This is a genomic window from Streptococcus oralis (genome assembly GCF_021497945.1).
Classification (GTDB): Bacteria; Bacillota; Bacilli; order Lactobacillales; family Streptococcaceae; genus Streptococcus; species Streptococcus oralis_BR.
On sequence record NZ_CP046524.1, the window covers coordinates 1,897,764 to 1,910,259 of the forward strand.

The window sequence follows — 12,496 nt, forward strand, 5'->3', positions numbered from 1 at the left end:
ACTAACTCCCAATTTTTCTAAGTATTTAAGCCCAATTCTGCTAATATTTGTCGTTTGTAGGCAATTTTTTGGACTTCCTTGTCCTCACCTTCAGACCAGTCTAGTTTAATTTCTGAAACAATTTGCCCGGGACGATTTTTCAAGATATAGATGCGGTCGCTGAGATTGAGGGCCTCTTCAATACTATGCGTAATGATGAGGGTCGTCAGTTGCAACTGCTTGTGAATCTCCAGATACCAAGCGTGAAGTTCCATCTTGGTCATCTCATCCAAGGCACTAAAGGCCTCATCCAAGAGAAAGAGCTTGTGTCCAAAAAGATAGGTGCGGAGTAAAGCTACACGCTGACGCATCCCACCACTGAGTTCATGAGGATACTTATCCCGTACAGCTGTCAGTTGGAAGGTCGCAAGGATTTCATCCGCTCGAGCAATGGCTTCTGCCTTATCGACCTTTTGAATCAAGAGGGGCAGGATGATATTGCCAAGCACCGTCTTGTGCTCCAAGAGGAGATCCTTTTGCAACATATAACTCACGCGCCCCTTGGGATTCTCCTCTCCATCAAGGACAATTCTACCTGACTGGACTTCTAAAATTCCAGCGATTAGATTAAAGAGAGTGGTCTTTCCAACACCACTGGGCCCTAGGATAGAAACTACTTCACCTGAAGTGACATGCAAGTTGATATCCTCTAAAATCTTTTCATTGTCGTAGGCATAGCTTACCTGTTCTAGTCTAATTTCTGTCATTATTTTACAAATTCGTTAGTGAAGCCTTTATCAGTCAAGTCTTCTTTGAGGATACCATTTTCTTTATCCCATTTGTAGAAGGCATTCCAGCGGTCTGCATCAAATTGTCCCCATTTTTCCTTGTCGCTTGCGTATTCTTTTGACAAGTATTTTTGAGATTCGATGACAAAGTCACGTTTTTCCTTGAGTTCAGGTGCATTCTTTATGAGGATATCTGCAGCTTCTTCTGGATGTTCCATGGCATATTGGTAGCCTTTTTTGATGGCTTGGATGACTTTACGAGCTTCTTCTTTGTTGTCTTTGAGATAGTCGTTGTTTGCGATGATAACGGGTGAGTAGTAGTCAAACTCCTTGACATAGTCTTTTAAGTACATGAAGTTAGCATCTACGCCTTGAGATTTGGCAAGGATACCATCCCAACCGTAGTAAATCCAAGCAGTGTCAAAAACGCCATTGGCAATTGGTGTGATAGAGTTTGAGTCGTTGTTTGGTACTTTTTCAACCTTCTCAAAGTCTCCGCCTTGTGATTCTACCAAGGTTTTCAACATAGCAAGCTCCGTCGGGTCATTCCAAGTACCGTATTTCTTACCAACCAAGTCCTTTGGACTGCTTACATTGTCAGATTTACGTGAGATGATCCCTGATGTATTGTGCTCAACGATAGCGGCAACGGCAGTGATTCCTGCCCCTTTTTCCAATTTCTTAGCCATGTAGTCTTGGAAATAGATAGCAAATGGTGCCTTGCCATTGATCACCAAGTCAGACGAGCTTTCTTCTGGTGGTAATTTCAAATCAACATCCACTCCAGCTTCTTTGAAATAACCTTTTTCCTTGGCAACATAAAGCCCCGTGTGGTTGGTATTTGGGGTCCAGTCTAGGATAAAGTCAATCTTTTTGACTTCTGCTTCTTTATTGTCCTTAGAAGCAGTTCCTTGGCCACAAGCCACAAGCACGACAGCTACAAAAGCCGTTACAAGCGTTAAAAACACTTTCCATGTTTTCTTCATTTTCATTTCCTCTTTTCTTTTTCTAAAACATCCTTATCTTAGGGACGTTTCCATTTAATCACATATTTTTCACTGATATCGACCAACTTCATACCGAGAAGGCTGATAATCGACACCAGAATAATAATGGCAAACATGGTATCATACTGAAACAGTTTCTTGGACTGAATCATGTAAACACCTAGTCCTTCAAAGCCTCCCAACCACTCAGATACCACTGTTGTGATAAAAGCGTAGGAGACACTGACTCTCAGACCTGCATAAAAGTAGGGCAGACTAACCGGGATTTTAAAATGCCAAAGGATTTGCCAAGGGTTAGCACGCATCAGACTAAACAAGGTCAGCATATCCTTGTCACAATGCCTAAAACCGTCTAAAATACTGACGATGATAGGGAAGGTTGTCGTCAAGATAATCAAGACAATCTTGGGCAAAATCCCATAACCTAGCCACAAGACCAAGATAGGGGCTATGGCAATGGTCGGGATAGTCTGGACAACCACCATCATAGGGTAAATCAAATCATTGAGCCAAGTCAGACTGTCCATAAGCACCGCCATAAGACAGGCAATCAAGACTCCTAAGACTAGTCCGAGTAAAGCCACTCTCAAGGTCGCCCAGCTATGGTGCCAGAGAAATTCTCTGTCACGAGCAAAGGCCTGGAGGATCTCAAGAGGAGTTGGCAGGATAAACTTGGGTAAAAGTTTGAATATTCCCGCTAACTGCCAGATTGACAAGACTCCTAGAAAGCCTAAAAGACTAATCTGTCGTCTCATCATACTTTTCAAGTTTCTCATCGATGCTTAAAATCTCTCCTATATTTATTTTGACATTGGCAAAGACATTATCTGCTTCCTGCCCTGCCACTTCTAGCGCTTCTTTGAGAATACGCATAAGCTCATCAAACTCCCCTTCCAAGACCGTTTCAAAGGGTGTCACCACCATGGTCACAGATTGAGCTTGCAGATAAGCAATAACCTGATCGATAATAGCAATCCGGTCAATCCCCTGTGATAGGGGCAAGACTTGCAAGGCAATGCTTGCTTTCATAAAAACCTCCTCTTCTCAGGCTTCCTTTTGACAAAAAGAAAACCCCTTCCATATACGGAAAAGGTGCAGAATTCGGCTAAGTATCCTTTCCTACGCTGGCATTACCCAGATCAGGTGCGGTCGAAGTTTAACACTTCCTCTCAGACTGTACACAGACTCCCGTATCTTATATGGACATATGATAACGCAAAACAAGTAAGATGTCAAGGAAACTGCTTACAGAAAATCTTGAAAAAGAGTTTGAAGGCAAGTACTTCAAACTCTATCATAGCTTTCTTATTTGGCCTCGTACCAGGTTGCTCCTTCATTTTCATCTGCGATGAGCGGGACACTGAGCTGGATGGCTTCTTCCATGGTTTGTTTCACCAGTACTTTGACGGCTGCTAGTTCTGATTTCGGAACTTCAAGGACAATCTCATCGTGCACTTGCAACAGCATCTTGGTCTGATAGCCACCTGCTACTAAAGCTTTGTCTAGCTGGATCATAGCAATCTTGAGAATATCTGCTGCTGAGCCCTGGATAGGAGAGTTAATGGCTGTACGCTCTGCAAAACCACGAATGTTGAAGTTGCGCGAATTGATATCCGGCAACTCACGACGACGCTTGAAGAGGGTCTCTACATAGCCCTTATCACGCGCCTCACGCACCACCTCATCCATGTAGTTTTTAATACCTGGGAAGCGTTCAAAGTAAGTATCAATGTAGGCTTTTGCTTCCTTACGGCTGATGCCTAGATTATTAGACAAGCCAAAATCTGAAATTCCGTAAACCACTCCGAAGTTAACCGCCTTAGCATTACGACGGTCGTTTGGAGTCACATCCTCAGGGCGTTCAATTCCAAAGACCCGCATGGCCGTCGAGGTATGGATATCTGCTCCCTCTTGAAAGGCCTTAATCAAGTGCTCATCTTTAGAGATATGTGCCAAAACGCGCAATTCAATCTGCGAATAGTCCGAGCTGAGCAGCACGCTATCCTCCCACTCAGGCACAAAAGCCTTACGAATGAGACGGCCTTGTTCCAAACGAACAGGAATATTTTGCAAGTTTGGATCTACACTAGACAAACGCCCAGTCTGAGTCAAATCCTGCACATAGCGCGTGTGGATCTTGCCATCATCCAAGATCCAGTCCTGCAAGCCAATCACATAGGTAGACTGAATCTTAGCAATTTGACGGTAATCGAGGATTCTCTTGACGATTGGTGCAATAGGAGCTAGACGCTCTAGCACATCCACGGCTGTCGAGTAACCTGTCTTGGTTTTCTTAGTGTACTCTAGAGGAAGACCCAGTTTTTCAAAGAGAAGCACCCCCAACTGCTTAGGAGAATTGATATTAAACTCCTCACCAGCTAACTCGTAGATTTCTTGAGTGAGTTGCTCAATGACGACCTCATTTTCAGCCTGCATCCCAAGCAGAGTTTCTTTTTTGACCTTGATCCCAGCAATTTCCATCTTAGCAAGGACAAAAGCCAGAGGTTGCTCCATGTCATAGAGGAGATCTAACTGTCCATGTTCACTGAGTTTTTCAAGCAAAACAGGCTCTGTCTCAACCAAAACAGCAACCTTGCGAGCCAAGTGCTCCAAGAATTTCTCTCGTTCAGGGATGGCTTTCTTGACCCCCTTACCGTAGAAAATCTCATCATCAGCCAAATAAGTTTGGCCATAGAGATTCGCAATGGTTGAAATTTCATTGTTCTCGACTGTTGAGAGTAAGTATTTGGCCAAGCGACTATCAAAAGCAGGGGCCTGCAGGTTCAAGTCCAAACGATTTAAAAGAACCTTCGCTTTTTTAAAGTCATACACTTTCAGAGGTGTTTTTTCTAAAAATTCCTTGAGAATCGGCTCCTGCAAGAGCTCAAGTTTGTCTGTAGCGTAAAGTTTATCTCCACAGGACCAGGCAAAGCCAACCAAGTCATCTGTATGATAGTTTTCCCCAAAAAGTTCAAAGTGGAAGATAGAGTCCGCACTCAGCATGTCTTGACTGACGTGGTCAACGATAGTGAAGTCCAACCTCTCAGCCACATCAGCTGACGAAATATTTAAAGCTTGTTTGAGCTGTTTGAAGCCCATCTCATCGTAGAATTTCCCGAGATTTTCCACATCTGGACCATTATAGACCAAATCATCAAGGCCAATCTCAATTGGTGCCTGAGTCTCAATGGTCGTCAACGTTTTAGATAGAAAGGCTTGTTCCTTGTCATTGATGAGATTTTCCTTCATCTTAGAAGCCTTCATCCCATCGATATTTTCATAAATACCCTCTAGCGAGCCGTGTTCTAGTAAGAGCTTGATACCCGTCTTTTCACCAATCTTAGTGACGCCTGGGATATTATCTGATTTGTCTCCCATCAGGGCCTTGAGATCGATAAACTGAGCTGGTGTGAGGCCCATCTTTTCCATGAGGTAATCTGGTGTAAAGGCCTCAAACTCAGCCACACCTTTCTTGGAAATCTCAACCACCGTATGCTCATCCGTCAACTGGATCAAATCCTTATCTCCGCTAACGATTGTCACATCAAAAGAATCCTTCTCAGCCAAGCGACCTAGGGTCCCGATGATATCATCTGCTTCATACTGGGCCAACTCATAGTGGCGAATCCCAAGATGATCTAGCAACTCACGAATGAAGGGAAATTGCTCACGAAACTCATCTGGAGTTTTAGCACGACCACCTTTGTAGTCTGCATACATCTCTGTTCGGAAAGTCGTCTTACCTGCATCAAAAGCTACCAAAACATGACTGGGCTCAACACGCTCCAAGACGTGATTCAACATGAGTTGAAAGCCATAGATTGCATTGGTATGAAGTCCATTAGCATTTTTAAAACGATCCAACTGCTGATAGAGCGCAAAAAAAGCTCGAAAAGCAACTGAAGATCCATCAATTAATAATAATTTTTTCTTGTCCATACACCCATTATAAAGGAAAGAGGGGAAAAATACCATCGGAAAGAATAGGCAAATGGTAGTGAAGTCCTCTTTTTTATATTCTTTCTAGATTCTAGCTCCATTACTATCCACTCGATAGCCATCCACAGTAGTATTCACTGCTAAAGCCCCTGAAGCATTGACGTAGTAAGATTTTCCGCCTACTTGGAACCACTGGCTAGACTTCATAGCCCCTGAACTCTCCAAATAATACCATGTTCCATTTTCCTTGAGCCATCCTGTCTGCATCTCCCCTGATGTCTTTAGATAGTACCAATGCGAGTCATCCTTTACCCAACCTGTTGACATAGTCCCGTTTTCTTTGAAGTGATACCAACTGCCATTTATTTTCTTCCAACCAGTTGCGAGTTTCCCGTTCTCACGGTAATTCCAAATACCGTTTTGCTTCTTCCAACCATTCTCCACCGATCCTGTTTCCGTATACTGGACGTATCTTCTCGTTCCACTATAGGATAGGTAACTAAGCCACTTATAACCTTCCTTTTCTACGATTTGATCGTAGCTAACATTTTCACCAGGATAGTAGTAGTCAATAACTTGTGCTGTACTTGACGGCTGGTTTCGAATGGCAGACTTTTGAGTAAACGTATGAGTCCCACTAGACGCCAACCCTGACCTGATAGGATTTCCAGTTCTACCACCATTCCCTACCAAGTCCTTAAAATGGATAAAGCCTGTCATAGAGCTAGCTTTTACGCTGCGACGATTGTATTTCTCCCTAACTCCATAGTTATACTCTTCGATCTCAATCGTATCCCCTGATACATTTGATACCCAGGCCACGTGCCCATAATAACCTTCTGTCGACCAAGCAATTGAACCAATTTCTGGCTTGCTGTCAACACGGTAGCCTTCTCGCCTTGCGCGGTGCCCCCATTCATTTGCATTTCCATAAGCAGGCGGGATCTCAAAGCCATTCACACTACTCAAACGAAAGGCTGCAAAAGACGTACACTGGCGAGAGTACATTCGCCATTGATCGATTTCAACACTACCATTTTTGTAGTGAAGCGGATAGTCATCTCCACGCGCTACACTGTCGGCCTGAACCGATTCCCCACCAAACAAAAAGGTACTCGTAATGAACAAAGTAGCCAGCCCTACACTCAACTGAGTACATCCACTCTTCTTAACTCCTGATTTAAAAAACGTCATTCATTCTCCTTAATAATATAAATTTCCGAGGTTACCCTCGTTTATACTATTCGGGAGAAAAAGAAAAAAGTGAGCAAAGCTCACTTCATTTTAGGATTCTTCGTCTAGATAGCGAATCAAGTTCTTTTCTGTCAAGATATCTGAGTAGGTGAAGGATTCAACGTAAACATTAGCTTGTTTATCTCCCTCAACATCCCCAAATTCAACGATAAATAGGGATGGATAAACCTCAATTAACTTACCCAATCTATTTTTTTGGCGCTTACGGCCATTCTCCAAAGTCATTTCAACGACTTGTCCCTCATGCGCCTTGATCTCTTCTTTGATTTTTTTCATCTTGGCTACATCTGTAAATGCATCTGACATCTTATGCCTCCCTCTTTGAGATACTTGAAAATTTATTGTATTCTTTTTGGAAAATCAATTCCACTGTTCCACGAGCTCCACTACGGTTTTTCTCGATGATAACCTCAACCTTGTTATTTGGAATTCCTTCCTCTTCTTCACCCGCACGATCGTAGTAGTCGTCACGGTATAGAAAGGCTACGATATCCGCATCCTGCTCGATAGAACCCGATTCACGAATATCAGACAAGACTGGTCTCTTATCCTGACGCTGTTCCACTCCACGAGATAACTGACTAAGAGCAATGACTGGAACCTTTAGCTCCTTAGCTAGAATTTTTAACTGACGGGAAATTTCAGAGACTTCTTGTTGGCGGTTCTCACGACCAGTTCCTGTAATAAGCTGTAGGTAGTCGATCAAAATCAAACCAAGATTGCCTGTTTCTTGAGCCAGTTTACGTGAGCGCGAACGAATTTCCGTGATCCGAATCCCTGGTGTATCATCGATATAGATACTCGCGTTGGCTAGATTCCCTTGAGCAATGGTATACTTTTGCCACTCCTCATCAGTCAATTGACCCGTACGGATAGAATGAGACTCCACCAAGCCTTCGGCCGCTAGCATCCGGTCTACTAGACTTTCCGCACCCATTTCGAGCGAAAAGATAGCAACCGTCTTATCCAACTTAGTACCAATGTTCTGCGCAATGTTCAAAGCAAAGGCTGTTTTACCGACCGCAGGACGAGCTGCTATAATAATCAGTTCCTCCTCATGGAGACCTGTCGTCATATGGTCCAAATCACGGTAGCCTGTAGCAATACCTGTAATGTCAGTTGTTTGTTGTGACCGAACTTCTAGGTTCCCAAAGTTGATATTTAGAATATCACGGATGTTCTTGAACCCACTACGATTGGCGTTTTCACTAACATCAATAAGCCCCTTTTCAGCTTGAGCAATGATTTCATCTACAGGCTTAGAAGCCTCATAGGCTTGATTGACAGAGTCTGTCAACTTGGAAATCAAACGACGTAGCATAGACTTTTCTGCTACGATTTTAGCATAATACTCCGCGTTGGCTGAAGTTGGTACAGAGTTGACAATTTCAACAAGATAGGACAAGCCACCAATATTTTGGAGATCCCCTTGGTTATCCAAAATCGTCCGAACCGTTGTCGCATCAATCGCTTCTCCACGATCCGACAAGTCTACCATCGCTTGGAAGATCAACCGATGAGCATACTTAAAGAAGTCTCGAGAATCAATATATTCTCGGACAAAAACGAGCTTGCTCTCATCTATAAAAATAGCCCCCAGAACAGATTGTTCAGCCAAAATATCCTGAGGTTGAACTCGCAGTTCCTCTACTTCTGCCATCCGACTTTCCTTCCTTTTACAATCTTGTAAAGAAGTTGTAAACTTACCCTTCTTTTACACGAAGATTGATGACACTTGTAACATCTTGGTAGATTTTCACAGGTACATCAATCAAACCTACTGCTCGAATTGGTGCTTTTACTTGAATATGACGCTTGTCAATATTAATTCCAAATTGCTTTTGCAATTCTTCTGCAATCTTCTTGTTGGTGATAGAGCCAAATGTACGACCATCTGGTCCAACCTTTTCAACAAACTCTACGACAGTCTCTTCTGCTTCAAGCTTGGCCTTGATTGCTCTTGCCTCTGCTAACATCTCTGCATGAGCCTTTTCTTCTGATTTTTGTTTTCCACGCAACTCTCCTACTGCTTGAGCAGTTGCTTCCTTGGCCAAATTCTTTTTAATCAGGAAGTTTTGAGCGTAGCCAGTTGGCACTTCCTTGATTTCGCCTTTTTTCCCTTTTCCTTTGACATCTGCTAAAAAGATTACTTTCATTCTTCTTTCTCCTTTTCCTTTAGTTCATCCAAGATAAGTTGGGTCAATTTTTCTCCTGCTTCTGACAGACTCATATTCTCGATTTGTGCAGCAGCTAGATTAAAGTGACCACCGCCACCCAACTCTTCCATAATACGTTGCACATTGATTTTACTGCGGCTTCGAGCTGAGATAGAGATAAATCCTTGTGTATTTTTTGCTAGAACGAAACTAGCCTCAATACCAGACATAGCCAACATAGCATCGGCAGCCTTACTGATGACAACCGTATCATAAGTAGTTGAGTCCTTAGCTTGGGCAATCAAGATATCTGACCCCAACTTACGACCTTGTAAAATGAGTTCATTTACCTCACGGTACTCTTCAAAATCTGTCGCAGCAATCTCCTGGATAGCAATACTGTCACTTCCCCGTGTTCTCAGATAGCTAGCCACATCAAAGGTTCGACTCGTTACTCGAGATGTGAAATTCTTGGTATCCAGCATCATACCAGCCATCAAAACACTAGCCTGCATACGACTCAAACGATTTTTCTTAGAATTTTGGAACTGAATCAATTCTGTGACCAACTCACTCGCACTACTTGCTCCACTTTCGATATAGGTGATTACAGCATTCTCTGGGAAATCCTGATCACGTCTATGATGGTCAATAACAATAGTTTGAGTGAACAAATCATAAAAATCTTTTGATAAGGTCAAAGCCGTCTTGGAATGATCCACCAGAATCAATAGTGAACGGTTTGTAACTAGCTTCATCGCTTCTGTAAGAGATAAGAGTTTCGTGACATCTTCTTTCTTTAAGAACTGGATAGCACGTTCGATATCTGCTGACATCTGGTCTGCATCATAGACAGCATAACTGTTCTCAATAATATTATTTGCAAACAACTGCATACCGACAGCAGAGCCCAAGGCATCCATGTCTAGATTTTTATGACCGACTACAAAAACCTGGTCAACACTTCGAATCTTATCAGAAATGGCTGTCATCATGGCTCTCGTACGTGTACGAGTACGTTTGATAGATGCAGCAGTTCCTCCACCAAAGTAGACTGGATTCTTGGTTTCGTTATTTTCCTTGACAACTACTTGGTCCCCACCACGAACCTCAGCTAGGTTTAAGTTCCTTAAAGCAACTTTCCCTATCTCATCATGATTTCCATCACCATAAGAAAAGCCCATGCTCAAGGTCAATGGCAGCTGTCTCTGTTTTGCCTCCTCACGAAAGGCATCAATCACAGAGAATTTATCATTCATCAAGCCCTCAAGAACTGTGTAATCAGTAAATAAATAAAAGCGGTCCATACCCACACGCCGAGAAAACATAGCATACTTACTAGCAAATTCTGAAACAAAATTTGCCACAAAACTATTGATATGACTAATATCGGAGTCGGAGGTTGCATCTTCTAGATCATCGTAGTTGTCTACCGAGATGACTCCAATGACTGGACGGCTAGTTACCAATTCAACAGTTGCTTCGTATTCCCCTGAAACGTCAAAGAAATACAGGACACCCGAAACCTTGTCCATATGAACGGCATAGCGTGTTTCGCCCAAGTTAGCATAAGAACCAGGGTTCCCCACAGAAGCCTTGATAATGGTTTGAATCAAGTCAACATCAATTTCGCCTTCTTCAGTCGTCAAAATCAACTCAGCATAAGGATTAAACCATTCGACTTCGCCACTAGATAAGTCTAATTTCAGAACACCAACTGGCATTTGATCGAGCAGCGTGTTCAAGCTATCTTCCGCTTGGTGATTTACATATTGGATTTGTTCAATTTCGCTCTTTTCATACTGTTTTTTTTGCCATACAAATAAAAGCAGATAAAGCAGTACAAATAAAAACAAAACAGTGATTGTTACAGCAAGATTATGTGAAAAAATAATCAGCAAAGTTAAGATTCCGAAAGTTGCAAGTCCTAGTAAGACCGCAGAAAACGGGATTAAATTATTTTTTTTCATTCTAAACCTCTTGCGCATTATTATATCACAAAAACCCTTAAAAAGCGACCTTTTAAAAGATGCAAGCCTTTCTTTCATGATTGATTTCTCTAACTTCAGACACAAAAAGAGGAGGGAATCATCACCCTCCTACCCACGTGTTCAGATCACTAACACCTAACGTTCCACGATAAGGGCAGTCCCCATCCCTCCTCCGATACAGAGAGTTGCTAAGCCAGTTTTAGCATCACGTTTCATCATCTCATGTAGCAGCGTTACTAGGATACGGCAACCGGAAGCCCCAATTGGGTGACCAAGAGCAATGGCGCCACCATTGACGTTGACAATATCTGTGTTAAAGCCAAGTGTTTTACCAACCGCACAAGCCTGGGCAGCAAAGGCTTCATTTGACTCAATCAAGTCGAGATCTTCAACTGTCAAATTGCCTTTTTCAAGAGCCTTGCGAGTCGCATAAATCGGTCCACATCCCATCATCTTAGGATCCAAACCTGCATTTGCATACGAACGAATGCGGGCAATCACTGAAAGTCCTAATTCTTCCGCTTTTTCAGCACTCATGATTAAGACAGCTGCTGCCCCGTCATTGATTCCTGAAGCATTACCCGCTGTGACAGAACCGTCTTTTTTGAAAACAGGACGTAGCTTGGACAGACTCTCCAAGCTAGCATCTTTTCTAGGAAATTCATCTGTATCAAAGATGATAGGATCGCCTTTGCGTTGAGGAATAACCACCGGAACAATCTCTTCCTTAAAGCGTCCAGATTCTATAGCCGCTACTGCTCGTTTTTGTGATTCCAAAGCAAGAGCATCTTGCTCTTCCCGACTGATACCATATTCTTCTGCCACATTCTCAGCTGTAATCCCCATATGGTATTCGTTAAAGGCATCAGATAAACCGTCCTTAATCATGGTATCTACCACTTTCGAATCGCCCATACGGCCACCCCAACGGAAGCTTGGCAAAACATATGGAGCCTGGCTCATGTTTTCTGCACCACCAGCCACGACAATATCTGCATCTCCGCACTGAATCGCTTGAGCAGCTAACTGCACTGCCTTCAAACCGGAACCACAAACCTTGTTGATAGTAAAGGCTGGTGTAAATTCAGGGAGTCCTGCGTGAATGCTCATTTGACGAGCTACGTTTTGACCTAAACCTGCGCCTAGGACATTCCCCATAATCACTTCATCTACTAGCTCTGGTTTGACATTGGCTTTTTCCAAAGCACTCTTAATAACCAACGCTCCCAAATCAACAGCTGAAACATTCTTCAAACTTCCTCCAAAGTAGCCTATTGGAGTTCGCACTGCTGAAACAATCACCACGTCTTTCATAACCGCCTCCATCTATACCTTTTATAATGATGCAATACAAAAGTGGTTTACACTGGTGTAAACCACTT

At 42.9% G+C, this 12,496-nt stretch carries 11 protein-coding genes and 1 riboswitch; all 11 genes read right to left on the minus strand.

Features of this window, described 5'->3' with window-relative positions; all coding sequences use genetic code 11:
- Positions 1 to 17: 17 nt before the first annotated feature.
- The 11 genes from GOM47_RS09410 to GOM47_RS09460 all read right to left on the minus strand — a co-directional run bounded on the left by GOM47_RS09410 (position 18) and on the right by GOM47_RS09460 (position 12,428).
- The gene (locus GOM47_RS09410; RefSeq protein ID WP_235080636.1) at positions 18 to 746 is read right to left on the minus strand and encodes an ABC transporter ATP-binding protein; all 729 of its coding nucleotides are present in this window, start codon (positions 744 to 746) and stop codon (positions 18 to 20) included.
- On the minus strand, positions 746 to 1,753 hold the full coding sequence (locus tag GOM47_RS09415; protein ID WP_235080637.1) for an ABC transporter substrate-binding protein: 1,008 nt from the start codon (positions 1,751 to 1,753) through the stop codon (positions 746 to 748). Before GOM47_RS09415 ends, GOM47_RS09410 begins: the two co-directional genes overlap by 1 nt.
- Positions 1,754 to 1,791: 38 nt before the next feature.
- Positions 1,792 to 2,550 carry an ABC transporter permease gene (locus GOM47_RS09420; RefSeq protein WP_235080638.1) on the minus strand — a complete coding sequence of 253 codons (759 nt, stop codon included), beginning with the start codon at positions 2,548 to 2,550 and terminating at the stop codon, positions 1,792 to 1,794.
- A complete protein-coding gene (locus tag GOM47_RS09425) occupies positions 2,513 to 2,803 on the minus strand; it encodes an MTH1187 family thiamine-binding protein (RefSeq protein WP_235080639.1) in 291 nt (96 codons plus the stop codon). The genes GOM47_RS09420 and GOM47_RS09425 overlap by 38 nt, the downstream gene beginning before the upstream one ends.
- 70 nt (positions 2,804 to 2,873) lie before the next feature.
- Positions 2,874 to 2,976, minus strand: a riboswitch (TPP riboswitch).
- Between the two features lie 103 nt (positions 2,977 to 3,079).
- Positions 3,080 to 5,713 (minus strand): DNA polymerase I, encoded by a 2,634-nt coding sequence (polA, locus tag GOM47_RS09430; RefSeq protein WP_235080640.1) that lies wholly within the window; start codon positions 5,711 to 5,713, stop codon positions 3,080 to 3,082.
- Positions 5,714 to 5,797: 84 nt separating this feature from the next.
- Positions 5,798 to 6,907, minus strand: a complete 1,110-nt coding sequence (locus tag GOM47_RS09435) for an SH3 domain-containing protein (RefSeq protein WP_235080641.1) — start codon at positions 6,905 to 6,907, stop codon at positions 5,798 to 5,800.
- Positions 6,908 to 6,997: 90 nt separating this feature from the next.
- Entirely contained in the window at positions 6,998 to 7,273 is a 276-nt protein-coding gene (locus tag GOM47_RS09440; protein ID WP_235080642.1) for a Veg family protein, read from the minus strand.
- Position 7,274: 1 nt separating this feature from the next.
- On the minus strand, positions 7,275 to 8,627 hold the full coding sequence (gene dnaB, locus GOM47_RS09445; protein WP_235080643.1) for a replicative DNA helicase: 1,353 nt from the start codon (positions 8,625 to 8,627) through the stop codon (positions 7,275 to 7,277).
- Positions 8,628 to 8,670: 43 nt separating this feature from the next.
- Positions 8,671 to 9,123, minus strand: coding sequence for a 50S ribosomal protein L9 (gene rplI / locus GOM47_RS09450; RefSeq protein ID WP_195215772.1), 453 nt, complete (start codon positions 9,121 to 9,123; stop codon positions 8,671 to 8,673).
- Positions 9,120 to 11,093 (minus strand): DHH family phosphoesterase, encoded by a 1,974-nt coding sequence (locus GOM47_RS09455; protein ID WP_235080644.1) that lies wholly within the window; start codon positions 11,091 to 11,093, stop codon positions 9,120 to 9,122. The genes rplI and GOM47_RS09455 overlap by 4 nt, the downstream gene beginning before the upstream one ends.
- A gap of 156 nt (positions 11,094 to 11,249) precedes the next feature.
- Positions 11,250 to 12,428, minus strand: a complete 1,179-nt coding sequence (locus GOM47_RS09460; RefSeq protein WP_235080645.1) for an acetyl-CoA C-acetyltransferase — start codon at positions 12,426 to 12,428, stop codon at positions 11,250 to 11,252.
- Between the last annotated feature and the right edge of the window lie 68 nt (positions 12,429 to 12,496).

Excerpts from the sequence above, each read along its gene's own strand:
- GOM47_RS09435 (WP_235080641.1), bottom strand. The coding sequence starts at position 6,907 with ATGACGTTTTTTAAATCAGGAGTTAAGAAGAGTGGATGTACTCAGTTG.
- dnaB (WP_235080643.1), bottom strand. The coding sequence starts at position 8,627 with ATGGCAGAAGTAGAGGAACTGCGAGTTCAACCTCAGGATATTTTGGCT.
- rplI (WP_195215772.1), bottom strand. The coding sequence starts at position 9,123 with ATGAAAGTAATCTTTTTAGCAGATGTCAAAGGAAAAGGGAAAAAAGGC.
- polA (WP_235080640.1), bottom strand. The coding sequence starts at position 5,713 with ATGGACAAGAAAAAATTATTATTAATTGATGGATCTTCAGTTGCTTTT.
- GOM47_RS09425 (WP_235080639.1), bottom strand. The coding sequence starts at position 2,803 with ATGAAAGCAAGCATTGCCTTGCAAGTCTTGCCCCTATCACAGGGGATT.
- GOM47_RS09420 (WP_235080638.1), bottom strand. The coding sequence starts at position 2,550 with ATGAGAAACTTGAAAAGTATGATGAGACGACAGATTAGTCTTTTAGGC.
- GOM47_RS09455 (WP_235080644.1), bottom strand. The coding sequence starts at position 11,093 with ATGAAAAAAAATAATTTAATCCCGTTTTCTGCGGTCTTACTAGGACTT.
- GOM47_RS09460 (WP_235080645.1), bottom strand. The coding sequence starts at position 12,428 with ATGAAAGACGTGGTGATTGTTTCAGCAGTGCGAACTCCAATAGGCTAC.
- GOM47_RS09415 (WP_235080637.1), bottom strand. The coding sequence starts at position 1,753 with ATGAAGAAAACATGGAAAGTGTTTTTAACGCTTGTAACGGCTTTTGTA.
- GOM47_RS09410 (WP_235080636.1), bottom strand. The coding sequence starts at position 746 with ATGACAGAAATTAGACTAGAACAGGTAAGCTATGCCTACGACAATGAA.
- GOM47_RS09440 (WP_235080642.1), bottom strand. The coding sequence starts at position 7,273 with ATGTCAGATGCATTTACAGATGTAGCCAAGATGAAAAAAATCAAAGAA.